18 protein-coding genes are annotated in these 16,709 nt (G+C 63.3%); 15 read left to right on the top strand and 3 right to left on the bottom strand.

Going from position 1 to position 16,709, the window contains the following annotated elements:
* The first annotated feature begins 12 nt into the window (after positions 1-12).
* The 6 genes from AC1DYQ_RS01150 to arfB all read left to right on the top strand — a co-directional run bounded on the left by AC1DYQ_RS01150 (position 13) and on the right by arfB (position 4,512).
* Positions 13-906 (top strand): sugar phosphate isomerase/epimerase family protein, encoded by an 894-nt coding sequence (locus AC1DYQ_RS01150; protein ID WP_477685842.1) that lies wholly within the window; start codon positions 13-15, stop codon positions 904-906.
* Between the two features lie 112 nt (positions 907-1,018).
* The gene (gene pcaB / locus AC1DYQ_RS01155) at positions 1,019-2,257 is read left to right on the top strand and encodes a 3-carboxy-cis,cis-muconate cycloisomerase (RefSeq protein WP_477685222.1); all 1,239 of its coding nucleotides are present in this window, start codon (positions 1,019-1,021) and stop codon (positions 2,255-2,257) included.
* Positions 2,258-2,261: 4 nt separating this feature from the next.
* Positions 2,262-2,654: a carboxymuconolactone decarboxylase family protein gene (locus tag AC1DYQ_RS01160; protein WP_457280117.1), complete on the top strand. Its 393-nt coding sequence runs from the start codon at positions 2,262-2,264 to the stop codon at positions 2,652-2,654.
* Positions 2,655-2,701: 47 nt separating this feature from the next.
* Positions 2,702-3,484 (top strand): alpha/beta fold hydrolase, encoded by a 783-nt coding sequence (locus AC1DYQ_RS01165; protein ID WP_477685223.1) that lies wholly within the window; start codon positions 2,702-2,704, stop codon positions 3,482-3,484.
* A gap of 143 nt (positions 3,485-3,627) precedes the next feature.
* Complete coding sequence (gene aroQ, locus AC1DYQ_RS01170) at positions 3,628-4,077, top strand: type II 3-dehydroquinate dehydratase (protein ID WP_477685224.1); 450 nt, start codon at positions 3,628-3,630, stop codon at positions 4,075-4,077.
* An 18-nt stretch (positions 4,078-4,095) separates the two neighbouring features.
* Positions 4,096-4,512, top strand: a complete 417-nt coding sequence (gene arfB, locus AC1DYQ_RS01175) for an alternative ribosome rescue aminoacyl-tRNA hydrolase ArfB (RefSeq protein ID WP_477685225.1) — start codon at positions 4,096-4,098, stop codon at positions 4,510-4,512.
* A 2-nt stretch (positions 4,513-4,514) separates the two neighbouring features.
* On the opposite strand, the gene AC1DYQ_RS01180 is transcribed toward arfB, so the two are convergent.
* On the bottom strand, positions 4,515-5,126 hold the full coding sequence (locus AC1DYQ_RS01180) for a DUF6198 family protein (protein ID WP_477685226.1): 612 nt from the start codon (positions 5,124-5,126) through the stop codon (positions 4,515-4,517).
* A gap of 177 nt (positions 5,127-5,303) precedes the next feature.
* A complete protein-coding gene (locus tag AC1DYQ_RS01185; RefSeq protein WP_477685227.1) occupies positions 5,304-6,317 on the bottom strand; it encodes an LLM class flavin-dependent oxidoreductase in 1,014 nt (337 codons plus the stop codon).
* Between the two features lie 472 nt (positions 6,318-6,789).
* Here AC1DYQ_RS01185 and AC1DYQ_RS01190 point away from each other — a divergent pair, with 472 nt between their 5' ends.
* Positions 6,790-7,665: an alpha/beta fold hydrolase gene (locus tag AC1DYQ_RS01190; protein ID WP_477685228.1), complete on the top strand. Its 876-nt coding sequence runs from the start codon at positions 6,790-6,792 to the stop codon at positions 7,663-7,665.
* 3 nt (positions 7,666-7,668) lie between these two features.
* Here AC1DYQ_RS01190 and AC1DYQ_RS01195 read toward each other — a convergent pair whose 3' ends face one another.
* Complete coding sequence (locus AC1DYQ_RS01195; protein WP_477685229.1) at positions 7,669-8,079, bottom strand: FKBP-type peptidyl-prolyl cis-trans isomerase; 411 nt, start codon at positions 8,077-8,079, stop codon at positions 7,669-7,671.
* Between the two features lie 286 nt (positions 8,080-8,365).
* Here AC1DYQ_RS01195 and AC1DYQ_RS01200 point away from each other — a divergent pair, with 286 nt between their 5' ends.
* From AC1DYQ_RS01200 to AC1DYQ_RS01235, 8 genes are all read left to right on the top strand, one after another.
* On the top strand, positions 8,366-9,073 hold the full coding sequence (locus AC1DYQ_RS01200) for a FadR/GntR family transcriptional regulator (protein WP_477665654.1): 708 nt from the start codon (positions 8,366-8,368) through the stop codon (positions 9,071-9,073).
* 231 nt (positions 9,074-9,304) lie between these two features.
* Entirely contained in the window at positions 9,305-10,879 is a 1,575-nt protein-coding gene (locus AC1DYQ_RS01205; protein ID WP_477685843.1) for a sugar ABC transporter ATP-binding protein, read from the top strand.
* A gap of 31 nt (positions 10,880-10,910) precedes the next feature.
* The gene (locus AC1DYQ_RS01210) at positions 10,911-11,894 is read left to right on the top strand and encodes an ABC transporter permease (RefSeq protein ID WP_477646229.1); all 984 of its coding nucleotides are present in this window, start codon (positions 10,911-10,913) and stop codon (positions 11,892-11,894) included.
* A gap of 68 nt (positions 11,895-11,962) precedes the next feature.
* Entirely contained in the window at positions 11,963-12,907 is a 945-nt protein-coding gene (locus AC1DYQ_RS01215) for an ABC transporter substrate-binding protein (RefSeq protein WP_457280127.1), read from the top strand.
* A gap of 50 nt (positions 12,908-12,957) precedes the next feature.
* Positions 12,958-13,965 carry an aldo/keto reductase gene (locus AC1DYQ_RS01220; RefSeq protein ID WP_477685230.1) on the top strand — a complete coding sequence of 336 codons (1,008 nt, stop codon included), beginning with the start codon at positions 12,958-12,960 and terminating at the stop codon, positions 13,963-13,965.
* A gap of 133 nt (positions 13,966-14,098) precedes the next feature.
* Positions 14,099-14,428, top strand: coding sequence for an L-rhamnose mutarotase (locus AC1DYQ_RS01225; RefSeq protein ID WP_477646226.1), 330 nt, complete (start codon positions 14,099-14,101; stop codon positions 14,426-14,428).
* Positions 14,429-14,450: 22 nt separating this feature from the next.
* Positions 14,451-15,461, top strand: coding sequence for a zinc-binding alcohol dehydrogenase family protein (locus tag AC1DYQ_RS01230; protein WP_477685231.1), 1,011 nt, complete (start codon positions 14,451-14,453; stop codon positions 15,459-15,461).
* Between the two features lie 13 nt (positions 15,462-15,474).
* Positions 15,475-16,623: a mannitol dehydrogenase family protein gene (locus AC1DYQ_RS01235; RefSeq protein WP_477685232.1), complete on the top strand. Its 1,149-nt coding sequence runs from the start codon at positions 15,475-15,477 to the stop codon at positions 16,621-16,623.
* Positions 16,624-16,709 lie beyond the last annotated feature (86 nt).

Genomic DNA, 16,709 nt, shown 5'->3' on the forward strand with positions numbered 1-16,709 from the left:
CAGGCGCCAGGCATGAGCCACTACAGCGGCAACATCGACGATTTCGGGATGGACACCATCTCGCTGGCAGGCCCGCTGGAGGCCAAGCTCAAGGCCGTGCGCGAAGCCGGCTTCACCCAGATCATGCTGGCCGCCAAGGACCTGGTAGGCCACCCCGACGGCATGGAAGCCGCCGTCGCTGCGGTGCGTGCAAGCGGTTTGCGCGTCACCGGGTTCCAGGTTTTGCGTGATTTTGAGGGGTTGTCCGGGCACCTGCACGACTACAAGATGGACATCGCCAAATCGATGCTGGAAATGTGCCATGCGCTGGGCTGCCGCCTGCTGCTGATCTGTTCGTCAACCTCGGTGCACGCCACGGGTGAAACCCGGGCGCTGGTCAGGGACTTGCGCAAGCTGGCCATGCTGGCGATTCCGATGAATATCAAGATCGCCTACGAAGCCTTGTCGTGGGGCCGCACCGTCAATGAGTTCCCGCAGGCCTGGGACATTATTTGTGAAGCCGACATGCCCAACCTGGGTTTGGGCTTTGACTCCTTTCATATGTTTGCGACAAAGACCTCGCTGGATGAGCTGGACATACTGGATCCGGACAAAATTTTTCTGGTGCAGCTGGCCGACTTCATGTGGACGGAAATCAAGTCGGTCGAGGAGCGCATTGCCACCGCCCGGCATTTCCGCGTGTTTCCAGGCGAGGGCGTGCACAGCGAAGCGCTTGCCACGCTGGTGACCAAGCTGCATGGTCTGGGCTACCGCGGCGACTACAGCTTTGAGGTGTTCAACGATGACTACCAGCAGATGCCATTGCCCACTGTGGCCCAGCGGGCATGGCGCTCTGCACTGTGGCTGGGGGAGGATGTGCTGCGGCGATCCGTTCCGTTGCCTAACCAGATACGGTTGAAAAAATGAAGCTCCCAAGCTCGTCACTTCGCCTGGTTTGCTGCCAGCTCGAAGGGCGCGCTTTTTTTCATGAAGTGGTCCGGCGAAAAGACATGGGCCATTGTTTTTTGAGAGTCATGGCATGAGCAGCATTTTTGAAGGTTTTTTGTCCACGCCGGAAATCCTGGAGGCCTTCAGTGAGCGTAACTTCCTGGATGCCATGTTGCGTTTTGAGGCTTCGCTGGCACAGGCGCAGGCCGAGGCGGGCCTCATTCCTGAGGCGGCGGCCCGTTCCATCGCCGGCACCTGCAAGGTCGAGTTGTTTGATGTGGCCAAGATCGTTCGCGAAAGCGGGCGCGCCGGCAGCATTGCCATTCCACTGGTCAAGGCCCTGAAGGAAACCGTAGGGCTCTTCAACAAGGAAGCTGCCGGTTTTGTCCATTTCGGTTCGACCTCCCAGGACGTGATCGATACCGCGCTGTCGCTGGTGACCCGCAATGCGCTGGACCTGATTGAGGTCGACATCCGCAAGGCCGTGGCAGCGTTGCTGGTGTTGGCCCGTCGCCATGCCGCTGACCCCGTGCTGGCCCGCACGCTGATGCAACCGGCATCCGTCACCAGCTTTGGGTTCAAATGCGCGGGTTGGGCCGCGCCGCTGGCGCGCAGCCTGCAACGCCTGCAGGTGGCCGGCCACAATGCGCTGGCCGTGCAACTGGGCGGGGCCGTGGGAACACTGGCGCAGATGAACGGCAAGGGCCCGCAAATCATGGCGCATATGGCGGCCGACCTGAAGCTCAAACCTTCTGCATTTGCCTGGCATACCCAGCGTGACGAGTGGGTGGCGCTGGGCTGCGAGCTGGCACTGCTGGTGGGCAGCCTCGGGAAGATCGCCAAAGACATTTCGCTGATGGGCCAGTACGAAGTGGGCGAACTGGCGGAGCCGATCGAGCCGGGGCGCGGCGGTTCATCCGCCATGCCGCACAAACGCAATCCGGTCGCCTGCATGGTGGCACTGGCTGCGGCGCAGCGCGCGCCGCAGCGCGTGGCCGCCCTGTTGGCCACGATGGCGCAGGAGCATGAGCGCGCCCTGGGGAACTGGCAGGCCGAATTGGCCGAGTGGCCGGGGTTGCTGATGTCGGCGCACGGATCCGTTCGTGCCATGGCCCAGGCCCTGCCGGGTCTGCAGGTGGACACGCAGCGCATGAGCGCCAATCTGGATGCGTTGCGTTCCGTGCTGCCCGCCGATGCCGCAGACGAATGGTTTAATCCGGCGCTGGCGCGGCACGCCTCAGCGCTGGCGCATGCCCAGGCCGACGCAGTTGAAGCACTGCTGGGGAAAACGCACACTGACAACCATCGCACAAAGACTGCAAAAAGGTAAAACCATGAACGACCATGACAAGGGAATGATTAACCGCCGGCGGGTGCTCGGTGATGCCTGGGTGGATCGTTCCATCGCCAAAAGCAATGCCTTCAACGGCGAGTTCCAGGACTTGATCACGCGCTATGCGTGGAATGAGGTCTGGGGCCGGCCGGCGTTCGGTGACAAGACGCGCCGCCTGATGGTGCTGTCGACCATGATTGCGCTCAAGGCGTACGAAGAATTTGCCATGCATGTCCGCGCGGCACTCGACGGCCCGCCGGAGTCGCGGCTCACGCCGGACGATATCAAGGAAGTGATTCTGCAGGCCGCCATTTACTGTGGTGTTCCCGCCGCCAACCATGCGTTCTCTGTGGCGGGCGACATCCTTCGCGAAAAAGGCCTGCTCGCTGACTGACAGGGCTGCATTCTCGGTTCCTCAACCACTACATCATTTGATAACGCATGAAAAAACCTCATCTGCACTGGATCAGTGAAGGCCAGGGGCCTGTCGTGGTGCTTAGCCATGCATTGGGCTGTGACCTCACGATGTGGGACGGCGTGACAGCCATCCTGAAGAACCGCTACACCGTGCTGCGCCATGACCACCGCGGCCACGGCCAATCGGAAGCGGTGCCGGGCCCTTACACGCTCGACTTCCTGGCCGATGATGTGGCGGGCCTTATCAAAGGGCAGGGCGGTGGCCCGGTGCATTTTGTCGGGCTCAGCATGGGCGGCATGACGGCGCAGGCGCTGGCGGCGCGGCATCCGCAGCTGCTCAAAAGCATCGTCGTTGCCAACGCCGCCCTGTTTTACGACGATGCGGCGCGTGCCATGTGGCAGGCGCGCGTTCACACCGTACAGGCCCAGGGCGTGGCGGCGATATCAGACGGTGCGATGCAGCGCTGGTTTACCCCGGAATTCAGGGCGGATGAGGTGGGCGGCGGTGCGCGCAAGGTCGCGGCGCTGCGCAAGGTGCTTGAGACCACCGATGCCGCCGCCTATGCGGCCAGCTGCGAAGCGGTTTCCCGCATTGACTTTCGCACCAGCAACGGCGCGATCCAGTGCCCGGCCCTTGTGATTGCCGGCACGCGTGACGAGGCAACGCCCTTGGCCATGTCTGAAGCCATTTGCGCCAGCATCAAGGGCGCGCAATTGCGCACCTTGCCAGCGGCTCATTTGAGCGCGGTGGAGCAACCAGATGCGTTTGCCGACTGGCTGGAACGCTTTTTCGGAAGCCTGCGCTAGGGTGCTGCCGGCGGGTTGATCAGGCAGGTGCGGGAGCGGGGGACAGGGTGCTTCGGTGATGGGGTGGCGGCGGCAGCGTCGATAATCGGGCCCAGGCTAATAGCCAAACCCCACCCACCCGAACATCCGGAAAGCCCCGCTTCATGCAAACAGTTCTTGTCCTGAATGGCCCCAACCTCAATCTGCTGGGAACGCGTGAGCCGGCTGTGTATGGCTCGCAAACCCTGGCCGATGTAGAGGCGCTGTGCACGAAAGCCTGCGCAACCCACGGTTTCAAGCTCGACTTTCGCCAGAGCAATCATGAAGGCGTGATGATTGACGCGATTCATGAAGCCGGCCGCGCCCAGGCCGCGGGCACGCTGGCAGGCATCGTGCTGAATGCCGGCGCTTACACCCACACCAGCGTGGCCTTGCACGATGCCATCAAGGGCGCGGGCGTCACGGTGATCGAGCTGCACATCAGCAATGTGCATGCCCGCGAGGCTTTCCGCCATCATTCTTATATTTCGCCGGCTGCCAGGGCCGTAATGGCCGGGTTCGGCGTCAGGGGCTACGCACTCGCCATCGCGGGCCTGGCCGAATTGGCAGCCTGACCCGCTGCGGCGCTGACCATGGCTGCGCCACCGAAATTTCCCGTTGACGAACGCGAGGTGGAGTTCAGCGCCATACGCGCGCAGGGCGCTGGCGGGCAAAATGTCAACAAGGTGTCGAGCGCCATTCACCTGCGGTTTGACATTGCTGCCTCGTCGCTGCCCGACGCCATCAAGGAGCGGCTGCTGGCGACCAGTGACAACCGCATCACGCAGGAGGGCGTTCTGGTGCTCAAGGCGCAGCAGCACCGCACCCAGGAGATGAACCGCAGCGACGCCATGGCACGCCTGCAGGAGATTGTTGACAGCGTCTCCACACCGCCCCGGGCGCGGCGCGCCACCAAACCCACCTACGGTTCGAAGCAGCGCCGCCTGGCCGGCAAAAGCCAGCGTTCGGAAATCAAGTCTTCGCGGGGCAAGGTGGGCGGCGGCGACTGAGTTCAGGTCACCGTGTAGCGCCCGGGTTTGTGGTTGACCCAGAGGAAAAGACTCATCAGCACGGCAGCCATGATGGAATATGCCACGCGCTCGGAGGGCACGACCGCCAGCGCCATCAAGACCACAACCGAATCAATGGCCATCTGTATCTTGCCGGCGCGCCAGCCGTGCTTTTCCTGCAGGTAGAGCGTCACGATGGTGGCGCCGCCCAGGCTGGCCCTGTGCCGGGCCAGGAAGAGGCAACCGGTCCCCAGCAGCAGGCCGCCCACCAGCGCGGCGTACAGCGGGTGGATGTCTGCGATGTCGAGCACCCGGGGCGACCAGTCCGCCAGCAGTGATAGCAATGCAATGGACAGGAAGGTCTTGATGGTGAACTCGCGGCCCATGCGGGTCCAGGAGAACCAGTAAAAGGGCAGGTTGACCAGAAAGAACAGTTTGCCGAAACTCACGCCGGTGGCGTAGTGCAGCACAAAGGCCACGCCGGCCGTACCGCCCGTCAACAAGCCTGCCTGGTTGAAGATCACCATCGCCAGCGACACAAACAGCGTGCCCGTGAAGATGCCCTGCGCATCGTCAAAAAGGGTGTGGCGTTCGGGTGATGTAACTGGGGGCATGGGAAGCTGGCGTGTTGCCCGCGGGCGGGTGCTTCAGCTTTGCATGATCTGTGCCAATGGGCACGTTTGCATTTCAGTGACTACGGTTTGGCCTGCGGCGCTCACATGACGAAATTCAAGCATTTTAAGGCTCTAGCCCAATAAAGACGAGCGCAAGCAGCTATCAAAACAATAGCGCTATGCGCGGCACTGGCGTTCTTCCTGCAGCCTGTCCCGCACTTGTGCAGTGATTTCCAGGGAGCGCCGGGCGATGGCGGGGTCGTAAATGTGAGTGGTCACCATCAGTTCATCGGCCTGCGTGTCCTCGATGAAGCGCTGAAGCTGGTTTTCAACCGTTGCAGCCGACCCCGCGACGGCATAACGCAGCATGCGCTGGGCGCCGGCTTTCTCGGCCGGGGACCAGTAGCTTTCGATGTCGTCGATCGGCGGCGGCATTGGTCCCGGGGTGCCGCGCAACAGGTTGGTCATGGCCTGCTGCACCGATGTGAGCTGGTAGCGCGCCGCTTCGTCCGTTTCGGCCGCGACGACATTGGCCACCACCATGGCGTAAGGTTTGGCGAGCTGCGCGGAAGGCCTGAAGCCGCTGCGGTACAGGTCCAGCGCCTGCATCAACATGTCGGGCGCGAAGTGCGATGCGAAAGCAAAGGGCAGACCCAGCATGGCAGCGAGCTGGGCACCGAAGAGGCTGGAGCCCAGCAGCCACAGCGGCACCTTGAGGCCAGCGCCCGGGACCGCCCTGATTTTCTGGCCGGGCTCTGCCGGTTCAAAGTAGGCCTGCAGTTCCTCCACGTCCTGCGGAAAGGTGTCGGCATTGTTCTGGTGGTCACGCCGCAGCGCGCGTGCGGTGAACTGGTCGGTGCCCGGTGCGCGTCCCAGTCCGAGGTCGATACGGTCAGGGTACAGCGAAGCCAGCGTGCCGAACTGCTCGGCGATCACCAGCGGCGAGTGGTTGGGCAGCATCACGCCGCCGGATCCCACGCGGATGGTTTGCGTGCCGCCCGCCACATGGCCGATGACCACCGCGGTGGCGGCGCTGGCAATGCCCGGGTTGTTGTGGTGCTCGGCCAGCCAGAAGCGCTTGAAGCCCAGCTGTTCGGCATGCCGGGCCAGGGCCAGGGTGTTGCGAAAGGCATCGGCGGCAGTGGCGCCCGTGACGATGGGGGACAGGTCGAGGACTGAAAAGGGGATCATGTTTTTGCGCCCTCTCCCCGGAGGAGTGGGAGTGAAGAGGAAGCGAGCTGGCCTGAATTCATGGATGTTGTTGTAAGGGTGCCGGGCCAGTTTAGGAGCTTGGCAATGGCCGCATGAGGGACAGGGTATAAGAACCTGTTTACGGTCTAAACGAGGCCGCGCAAGCCCCTTCTCGGGATGGGATGCAAGGCGCGGTGCGACGCCCATAGCACAGCTATGGGTTAGCATCGCAACGCTGCAAACCGCCCGAGAAGGGGCTTGCCCTTCGGGTTGGGGTGACGCAAACGCGGTCGCGTTTGCATCCCCATTGGGGCAGCTGCACGACGCCCAGCCGGCCGGCTGGGCGGTCGGGCGATTGAGCCACCCAGGCCCTTGCATGGGCATTAGCCCATGCGGCGGTCCCGGTCGGCCCACTCATCCCGATTGCACCCCAACGCGGCTCCGTTTAGACCGTAAATAGGTTCTATCTCCCATGACAGATTCGGCAAACATTGAGCGGCCCTCCGAAGCGCTTGCGATGCTGCGCACGGCCAGCCGTTTTGAAACCCCTTGCGGCGACGGCACCATGGTCTGGCACACGTGGGGCCAGGCCACGCGCCGGCCCGGGCTCGCGCCCCTGGTGCTGCTGCACGGCGGCAGCGGCAGCTGGATGCACTGGCTGCGCAACATCCCCGCGCTGGCCGCGTCGGGCCGCTGGGTGCTGGTGCCCGACCTTCCCGGTTTTGGCGATTCGGCCGCGCCTTTACGGGGCACCGATGCCGACGTGCTGCCCGAACCGGTCGAGCAAGGGCTGGCCCTGCTGGCGGGCGAGGCGGCCTGCGACCTCGTGGGATTTTCCTTTGGCGGCATGGTGGCCGGCTTTGTGGCGGAGCGCTTCCCCGCCCGGGCGGCGCGTGTGGTGCTGGTGGGTGCGCCCGGCCTGGGTGTCGCGCCCGAAAAAGCCATACGCCTGCGCGCATGGCGGCATATCACCGATGCGGGCCAGCGCGATGAGATCCATCGCCACAACCTCGCGGCGCTGATGCTGTACCGCGCGGACGCGATCAACGAACTGGCCTTGCGCCTGCACATCGCCAACGTGCTGCGCGACCGCATGAAGGGCCGCAGCCTGGCGCGCACCGGCGCGCTGGCGCAGTCACTGGCGCGGCTGCGCTGCCCGGTGTGGGCGATTTACGGGGAAGAGGATGCGCTGTACCGCGGCAAGCTTGATGGGCTGCGGGCAGCCCTGGAGCGAGCTGCGGATTTCAGGGGCCTGGCCCTGGTCGAAGGCGCCGGCCACTGGCTGCAGTTCGAGCGCGCGCAGGCCTTTGACAAAGCCCTCCTCACGACGCTCGAAGCGCCTCTTTAGCTTTTACTTTTCAATCGCGAGCAGTTCGATGTCGAAGGTCAGCGTGGCATTGGGCGGCACCACGCCGCCGGCGCCGCGGTCGCCATAGGCCGTGGCGGGTGGGCAGGTCAGTGTGGCCTTGCCGCCGACCTTGATCTTCTGCACGCCTTCGGTCCAGCAGGGCACCACGCGGTTCAGCGGGAAGGTGGCGGGCGCGCCGCGCTTGTAAGAGCTGTCAAATTCCTTGCCGTCGGCCAGCGTGCCGCGGTAGTGCACCTTGACGGTGTCCGTCGCCTTGGGCTGCGGGCCGGTGCCGTCGGTGCTGTGCACGATCTTCACGCCGCTGGGCAGGGTTTCGGCCGGGGCGGCGGCAAGGGCGGTGGTGGACAGGGCAATGGAGGCCAGGGCGATGAGCGCGGCGGTCAATGTCTTCATGGGGGTCATGCTTTCATGGCTAAGGGGAATCGGAACGTGTGGCCTTGATTATCGTCCCGGCTCTCGCCTTGCCTCAGTGGCGCCGGCTCGCCTATCTCAGGTTGTCAGGTCGCTGAGCTGGATCATGAGCGGGGCGGAAGGTATGAGTGGTACGCCAGCCAATCAAAATTGGCTCCAAAATTAAGTAACGTCAGCGTGAAAAATTTTGCATTGGCCTTACCAGTTCGAACCATAACCCCATAGCAAAAACCGCCGTCGCATAAACTGCACTTCACGCGGAGGACTCATGCTGGACCAACTCAAACAGGTCGACAACCGTCGGCTCTATCAACAAATTGCCGAGCAGATTCGCGCCTTCATTGACAAGGGCAACTACACCGCGGGTGCGCGGTTGCCGCCGGAGCGCGATCTGGCCCTGCAGTTGGGCGTCTCACGCCCCTCGGTGCGCGAGGCGCTGATTGCACTGGAAATTGAGGGCAGCGTGGAAGTGCGCATGGGCGCTGGCGTGTACGTCTGCAGCGCGGCCCAGCGCAAGCCGCAGTCCCTGGCCGCCATGGGCGAAAGCCCGATCGAACTTATGCAGGCACGCGCCGCCCTTGAGGGCACCATCGTGCTGCAGGCCTGCGCCAGGGCCACGCCCGAGGCGCTGTTGGCGCTGCGCCAGATTCTGGACAACATGCTGTCCGCCATGGCACAAAACCGCTCGCCCCTGGCCTTTGACCGGCAGTTTCACCAAACGATTGCGGCCATGACCGGCAACTCCGTGCTGGAGCGGCTGGTGGGAGAGCTGTTTGACGAGCGCCACAGCCCGATTGCCGCGCGCCTGAGCGCGCATTCCGAATCGGGCCAAAGCTGGGCGATTGCGCTGCAGGAGCATGAGGCCATCTTGCGCGCCCTGGAGAACCGGGACGTACTGGCCGCACAGAACGCCATGCGAATGCATCTGCAAGCCTCCGAACAGCGCTGGGTCGAGAACCGCCGCGAATGGTCATGAGCTCCGTCAACCTTTACTCCCGTGCCCGTAGTCAGGCCTGTGCAATTGCGCAGGCTTTTTCCCGTTTTTTTCACCCCCGATTTTTGATCCCGGATCACGGGTAAGCACCAATACACACGCACTTCCCGGTAAGGCCAAATACGGCACATCGTGTCAGGTGGCCTTACCAATTTGCAAAACAGCAGATTCATCCCTCCCGGTCCCCTGACCCACCAAGAGGAGTTCGCATTGCTGTCTTCCGTGTCCGATCCCGTCCGTCCCGATGCGCCCAGCCCCGCCGAGGCTGGCGTACTGTTGCGCCTGGAAGGGATTACCAAACGCTTCCCGGGGGTGCTGGCACTGGATGGTGTGAGCTTTGAGGTGCGAAGTGGCGAGGTCCACGCGGTGTGCGGCGAAAACGGCGCCGGCAAATCGACGCTGATGAAGGTCATCAGCGGCCAGTACCAGCCCGATGCGGGGGCCCTGTACTACCGCGGCGAAGCCTGCCAGTTCCAATCCACCGCCGAATCCCAGGCTGTCGGCATTGCCATCATTCACCAGGAGTTGAACCTGGCTCCGCACCTCACGGTGGCTGAAAACATTTACCTGGCCCGCGAGCCACGCAAAGGCTGGCTGATTGACCGGGCGGCACTGCGTCGCCAGGCACAGCAATGCCTGGACCGGTTGGGGCAGGACATTGCACCGGACGCTCTGGTCAAAACCCTGTCGGTAGCCCAGCAGCAGATGGTGGAAATTGCCAAGGCGCTGTCGCTCAACGCCCAGGTGCTCATCATGGACGAACCCACCTCGTCCCTCACAGAGTCGGAGACCGAGAAGCTCTTTGCCATCATCCATGAGCTCAAGCGTACGGGGGTGGGCATTGTCTACATCTCCCACCGCCTCGACGAACTGGCGCTCATCGTGGACCGGGTCACCGTCTTGCGCGACGGACGCTACGTGTCCACCGAACGCCTGGCTGATACCAGTGTGGAAGAGATCGTGGCAAGGATGGTGGGGCGCTCGCTGGACGATGTATTCCCCAAAAGAACGTCCGTGCCCACTACCGACGTGTTGTTGCGCGTGCAAGGCCTGACACGCCAGGGTGTGTTTCACGACGTGAACTTTGAACTGCGCCGTGGCGAAATCCTGGGTTTTTCGGGGCTCATGGGGGCTGGCCGCACCGAGGTCGCTCGCGCCATTTTTGGTGCCGACCCCATCGACGCCGGCGAGGTGTTTCTGGCCGGGCAGCGTCTCACCATTCACTCGCCACGGGATGCCGTGCGCCAGGGACTGGCCTATCTGTCAGAGGACCGCAAGCACGACGGGCTGGCACTGAAGATGAATGTGGCACAGAACATCACACTGGCCAACATGGAAGCCGTGTCCAATCGTGCGGGCATGATCCAGTTTGCCAAGGAGCAGGATGCCGCACGCCACTACATCGGCGCACTCGACATCCGCACGCCCAGCAGCAGCCAGATCGTGCGCCTGCTCTCGGGCGGCAACCAGCAAAAACTCGTGATCAGCAAATGGCTGTTCCGTCAATCACGCGTGCTGTTCTTTGACGAGCCCACGCGCGGCATCGATGTGGGCGCCAAGTATGCGATCTACCAGTTGCTCGACCAGCTCGCAGGGCAGGGCATCGGCGTCGTGATGATCAGCTCCGAGCTGCCCGAAATCATGGGGATGACCGACCGTGTCGCGGTCTTCCATGAAGGCCGCCTGGTCACCATCCTCCCGACCCGCGAGACCCACCAGGAGGAGGTCATGCACTACGCCTCCGGCCGCAGCGTGCCGCCTCTGCCCGCCGACCAGCTGACCCACTGAACCCTTCAAGACTTCTTTCCCGAACCACATCATGACCGAACAACAACAAGACCTGTTTCAGAAATTTGCCGCGCTGGCCAGCCTGCTGGGACTCATCGCCATCTTCTCGTTCACCAGCAACGCCTTCTTCAGCGTGGGCAATGGCATGACCGTGGCGCTCCAGGTGACCTCCATTGCCTACCTCGGCATCGCAGCGACCTGCGTGATCATCACCGGCGGTATCGACCTCTCGGTAGGTGCCATCCTGGCACTGTCCGGCGTCGTGGCCGCCATGCTGGTCAAGGCGGGCGCGCCCGTGCCGCTGGGCATGTTTGCTGGCCTGCTGGTCGGTGCACTGTGCGGGCTGATCAACGGCCTGTGCGTGACGGTGCTCAAACTGCCGCCCTTTATTGCCACCCTGGGAATGATGCTGGTGGCACGCGGCGTGGCCTTGCAGCTGACCGATGCCCGCGCCATCAGCGGCCTGGGCGACAGCTTTGCGGAACTGGGCAACGGAGCCTTGTTCCGCATCGTCAATATCGGTGCGGACGGCTTCCCCGATGTGGTGTTCGTCGGCATCCCTTACCCCGTGGTGCTCATGATCGTGCTGGCGCTGGCCGTCTCCATCCTGCTTAACCGTGCCACGTTGGGCCGCCATCTGTACGCCATCGGCTCCAACCTGGAAGCCGCCCGGCTCTCGGGCGTGAATGTTAATGGCGTGACGCTGTTTGCCTATGTGCTTTCCGGCCTGCTGGCCGGGCTGACCGGCTGCGTGCTGATGTCACGCCTGGTCACGGCCCAGCCCAGTGAAGGCCTGATGTACGAACTTGATGCCATTGCCGCCGCGGTGATAGGCGGCACCTCGCTCACGGGTGGTGTGGGCACGGTGTCGGGCACCGTCATCGGTGCGTTCGTGATTGGCATCCTGCGCAACGGTTTGAACATGAGCGGCGTGTCCGCTTTCACCCAACAAATTCTGATTGGCGTCGTCATCCTGCTGGCCGTATGGATCGACCAGATGCGCCATCGCAAGTGATCCCTACCGGCAGGGCTTACCGGGACTTCGAGAGACAACCTCCACAACCACTACCCATGAGGAAAGAAATGAAAAAATTTGTCCACACACTGATCGCAGCCGCTCTGGTGGCTGCGTCGTCGATGGCTATGGCCGCCGACAAGGAAATTGCCGTCATCGTGAAGACCGCCAACTCGGATTTCTGGCAAAACGTGAAGAAGGGTGCCAACGCTGCCGTGGGAAATCTCAAGGGCTACACCGCCACCTTCCAGGGCGCAGCATCCGACACCGACCTGGCCGGGCAGGTGGCCTTGGTGGAAAACGCCGTGAACCGCAAGGTCGCCGGCATCGTGCTGGCCCCGTCGGATCCGGATGCCTTGATCCCCGCCATGAAAAAAGCCTGGGAAGCCAAGATTCCTGTGGTGTTGATTGACTCTGCCGCATCGGATTCCGGCAAGGCTTACTACCAGTCCTTCCTGGCCACCGACAACAAGACTGCCGGAGAAATGTCCGCCAAGACGCTGATCGAGAAAGTCGGTACCACCGGCAAAATTGCCGTCATGTCCTACACCGCGGGCTCGGGCTCCGAAATCGGCCGCGTGGGAGGTTTCACCGACTACATCAAGAAGCATTCCAAGCTGCAGATCGTGGGCCCCTTCTACTCCAACTCGCAGATGGGTACCGCACTGAACCAGACCACCGACGTGCTGGCCGCCAACCCCGACCTCAAGGGCATCTTCGGCGCTAACGAACCCACCGCTATCGGCATGGGCCGCGCACTGGTTCAGTCGGGCAAAGCCGGCAAGGTGGTCGCCATTGGCTTTGACGGAAACTCCGACCTGCAAGGCTTTGTGAAAGACGGCACCATCGAGGCGATTGCCGTGCAAAGCGCCTTTGAGATGGGCAACCTCGGCGTAAAGACGGTGGCGGAAATCGTGGCAGGCAAGAAAGTGCCCGCCTTCCGCGATACCGGTGTGTTGATGGTGACCAAGAAAAACATCGACACGCCCGCAGCCAAGAACGTTCTCTACTAAACCGTTCCAACCCAAGGACCCTCCGGCACCGGCTGCCGGAGGATGGGCATATGCACACCACGGATCTGAAACTCCTTCCCCGCGTGGACCTGCGGCTGACAGCCCTGGGCCTGGGCTGTTCGCAAATGGGGGGCCTGTACCGTGCCACCAGCGCCCGCGAGGTAGAGGAGGTCTTTGCGAACGCCTGGGCGGCCGGCGTGCGCTATTTCGACACGGCACCCTACTACGGCTACACCCGCTCCGAGCACCGCCTGGGCGCCCAGCTGGCCGACTGCCCCCGGCACGAATATGTAGTCAGCACCAAAGTGGGCCGCCTGCTGCGTCCTGATGCCAGTGTGACTGCTGGCGATGGCGGATGGGCCAACCCCTACCCGTTTCGCCCGCAGTATGACTACAGCTACAGCGGCGTGATGCGCTCATTCGAGGACAGCCAGCAACGGTTGGGTCTGGCCCACATCGACATCCTGTACGTACACGACATCGGCCGCGACACCCACGGCGAACAGCATGCGCATTACTGGCAACAATTGACCACGGGGGGCGGCTTCCGCGCGCTGGACGAATTGCGCGCAAGCGGTGCCACCAAGGCAGTGGGCCTGGGCGTGAACGAATGGCAGGTGGTGATGGACAGCATGCAGGAGTTCGACCTGGACTGCACCATGCTGGCCGGGCGCTACACCCTGCTGGAGCAGGACTGCATCACCCCCTTTCTGGGCGACTGCATGCGCCGCGGCAACGCCATCGTGGTGGCCGCGCCGTTCAACTCCGGCGTCCTGGCGGGCAACACCAAATTCAATTATGCGGAAGCCCCGCCCGCCGTGGTGGCGCGCGTGCAAGCCTTGGCGTTGGCTTGCGAGGAATTCGGCGTGCCCTTGCAGGCCGCCGCACTGCAGTTTCCACTGGCGCACCCTGCGGTGGTGAGTTGCGTCACCGGCACCCGCACCGCAACCCAGCTGCAACAGAACGTCGCCTGGCTGGAGACGCCCATTCCCGCCACGCTGTGGCAGGCCCTGCGCAGCCGCGACCTGCTGCATCCCGATGCGCCGGTACCAGTCTGAGGAAGACCCCATGCTGATCGACGCACACCCGCATTTCTGGAATCTGGCAAACCGCACTGGCCACTGGCCGCCATCTTTGGCGGCAATGCGCGCCGCCTGTACCACCTTGGCCAACATATAGACGGAAATTGACATGCAACGAATGGGATGGGTCATTGGTATCGACCCCCGACACATCGCCGAATACAAGCGCCTGCACGCGGCCGTCTGGCCCGCTGTGCTGCAGCGCATTCACCAATCGCAGGTGCGCAACTACAGCATTTTTCTGCGAGAGCCGGAAAACCTGCTGTTCGGCTACTGGGAATACCACGGCCGGGACTTTGACGCGGACATGGCCGCTATCGCCGCTGATGCCGAGACGCAGCGTTGGTGGACCCTCTGCGGCCCCTGCCAACGCCCCCTTCAAACCCGCAGCCCAGGCGAGCACTGGGCCGCCATGGAATCCGTATTCCACATTGACTAACCACTTCCACCCAAGGATATCTATGCTGACAGTCATTTGCGAAACTCCCGGCGTGCTGCGCACGGTCGAAGGGGCCATGCCTATCCGCAATGAAGGCGATGTGCTGCTGCGCATCCGCCGCGTGGGGGTGTGCGGCACCGATCTGCACATCTTCACCGGCAAACAACCCTTCCTGGCCTATCCACGCGTCATGGGCCACGAAATCGCGGGTACCGTAGAGGAAGCTCCAGCGGACAGCCCCCTCCAGGCCGGCGACAGCGTCTTCGTCATGCCTTACCTGTCATGCGGCCGGTGTGTAGCCTGCCGCCAGGGCAAGACCAACTGCTGCGTCCACATCCAGGTACTGGGCGTGCACCGCGACGGCGCCTTCACCGAGTATCTCAACGTACCCGCGCAGTTTGTGCGCAAGGCAGAGGGTGTTTCACTGGACCAGGCCGCCATGCTGGAATTTCTGGCTATTGGTGCCCACGCCGTACGTCGCGCCGACGTACAGCCCGGCCAGCGTGTACTGGTGGTAGGGACGGGTCCCATCGGCATGGCTGCCTTGCTATTCGCCGGCCTGCGTGGTGGCCAGGTCACAGCGCTGGACACGCGAAAGGAGCGGGTGGAATTCTGCAAACAACACCTGGGGGCGCATGCGGGTGTTGTGATAGGTGACAAGGACCTGGACGAGCTGCGCGCACTGACCAACGGAGATTTTTACGATGTCGTTTTTGACGCCACGGGCAACGCAAGGGCCATGGAGCGCGGCTTCCAGTTCATTGCCCATGGCGGCAAGTATGTGTTGGTGTCGATAGTGCTGGACAATATTACGTTCGCCGATCCGGAGTTTCATAAACGCGAGGCGACGCTGCTGGGCAGCCGCAATGCCACCATGGAAGACTTCGAAACGGTGCTTGAGGCGATGCGGGGCGGCAAAATCCCCACCGCGGCACTCAACACCCATCGCATGGCCCTGGCCGATGTACCTGCCCAGTTCGCCACCCTGCTAGACCCCACGCAGGGCGTGGTCAAGGCGCTGATCGAATGCTGACCGGGGCCTGCACGTGAGCACGCCCATCCTCCAGTTCGGCACCGGGCGCTTTCTGCAGGCGCATGCAGACCTGTTTGTGTCCGAGGCCCTGGCCCAGGGCCAGGCGCTGGGCGGCATAACTGTGGTGCAGAGCACAGACAGCCCGCAGAGCAGCGCGCGCGCCGCGGCACTGGCACATGGCTACCGTGTCGAATTGCGCGGCATGCAACATGGCCGGCGTATCGAGGAAACCGTGCAAGTGAACGCAGTCCAGGCCGTCTGGCATGCCCGCCGCGACTGGACACTGTTGCGCGATGCCATGGCTACCACCGTGCAGGTCATCATCTCCAACACCGCGGACATGGGCTATGTGCTGGACGACTCCGACACCGCGGCGCTGCTGCGTAGCCCGACGACGACGACGCCGCCGCGCAGCTACCCGGCCAAGCTGGTGGCGCTTCTGCACCACCGCTGGCAGCAGCAGCCGGAGGCTCCCCTGACGCTGTACCCCTGCGAACTGGTCAGCCGCAACGGTGACACACTGCGCGACCTGGTATCCACGCTGGCACAGAGCTGGAGCGTTACGCCGGCCTTCCTTCGCTATGTGCGGGAGCACTGCGTTTGGGTCAATTCACTGGTGGACCGCATCGTGTCGTCTCCGCTGGAACCCGCCGGTGCGGTGGCCGAGCCCTACGCGCTGTGGGCCATCGAACACCAGCCGCGCATGGTGCTTCCTTGCAGCCACCCGGCCATGGTGGTGACGGATGCACTGGCCCCATTCGAGCAACGCAAGCTCTGGCTGCTGAATCTGGGCCACACCATATTGGCCGAACGCTGGCGGCTGCTGGGCGGTGCTGCGGACATGACCGTGGTGCAGGCCATGCACACCCCGGCACTGCGCACCCCGCTGGAGGCGGTGTGGGCCGACGAGGTGCTGCCGGTATTTGACGCCGAGGGCACAGGTGCCGAAGCCCGCGCCTACCTGGTGGAATTGCGCGACCGTCTGCTTAACCCGTTTCTGGAACACCGTCTGGCCGACATTGCCAAGGACCACGCGCAGAAAAAGCTGCGCCGCCTGGCACTCGTGGTGGAGCGCGCCGCGGCGCTGCAAGTGCCCATCGCACAGACCCAGCTGCGCAATGCGTTAGCTGAAACCGGAAGCACCCTGGGCACTGGTGCCTGAATCGCCGGCTGGTCACCTGCGTTTGATGACATGCTGCGGCGCAACATCCGACGTCGCGAGCCCTCATGCCTGCCTTCTCCGGAGGA

Source organism: Polaromonas sp. P1_F4 (assembly GCF_056405675.1).

Bases quoted from the DNA above. Each gene is read 5' to 3' on its own strand.
- AC1DYQ_RS01185 (WP_477685227.1), bottom strand. From the start codon at position 6,317: ATGATCCCCTTTTCAGTCCTCGACCTGTCCCCCATCGTCACGGGCGCC.
- AC1DYQ_RS01160 (WP_457280117.1), top strand. From the start codon at position 2,262: ATGAACGACCATGACAAGGGAATGATTAACCGCCGGCGGGTGCTCGGT.
- AC1DYQ_RS01150 (WP_477685842.1), top strand. From the start codon at position 13: ATGAGCCACTACAGCGGCAACATCGACGATTTCGGGATGGACACCATC.
- aroQ (WP_477685224.1), top strand. From the start codon at position 3,628: ATGCAAACAGTTCTTGTCCTGAATGGCCCCAACCTCAATCTGCTGGGA.
- AC1DYQ_RS01230 (WP_477685231.1), top strand. From the start codon at position 14,451: ATGCTGACAGTCATTTGCGAAACTCCCGGCGTGCTGCGCACGGTCGAA.
- AC1DYQ_RS01225 (WP_477646226.1), top strand. From the start codon at position 14,099: ATGCAACGAATGGGATGGGTCATTGGTATCGACCCCCGACACATCGCC.
- AC1DYQ_RS01195 (WP_477685229.1), bottom strand. From the start codon at position 8,079: ATGAAGACATTGACCGCCGCGCTCATCGCCCTGGCCTCCATTGCCCTG.
- AC1DYQ_RS01200 (WP_477665654.1), top strand. From the start codon at position 8,366: ATGCTGGACCAACTCAAACAGGTCGACAACCGTCGGCTCTATCAACAA.
- AC1DYQ_RS01165 (WP_477685223.1), top strand. From the start codon at position 2,702: ATGAAAAAACCTCATCTGCACTGGATCAGTGAAGGCCAGGGGCCTGTC.
- AC1DYQ_RS01215 (WP_457280127.1), top strand. From the start codon at position 11,963: ATGAAAAAATTTGTCCACACACTGATCGCAGCCGCTCTGGTGGCTGCG.
- AC1DYQ_RS01190 (WP_477685228.1), top strand. From the start codon at position 6,790: ATGACAGATTCGGCAAACATTGAGCGGCCCTCCGAAGCGCTTGCGATG.
- AC1DYQ_RS01210 (WP_477646229.1), top strand. From the start codon at position 10,911: ATGACCGAACAACAACAAGACCTGTTTCAGAAATTTGCCGCGCTGGCC.
- AC1DYQ_RS01180 (WP_477685226.1), bottom strand. From the start codon at position 5,126: ATGCCCCCAGTTACATCACCCGAACGCCACACCCTTTTTGACGATGCG.
- AC1DYQ_RS01220 (WP_477685230.1), top strand. From the start codon at position 12,958: ATGCACACCACGGATCTGAAACTCCTTCCCCGCGTGGACCTGCGGCTG.
- pcaB (WP_477685222.1), top strand. From the start codon at position 1,019: ATGAGCAGCATTTTTGAAGGTTTTTTGTCCACGCCGGAAATCCTGGAG.
- arfB (WP_477685225.1), top strand. From the start codon at position 4,096: ATGGCTGCGCCACCGAAATTTCCCGTTGACGAACGCGAGGTGGAGTTC.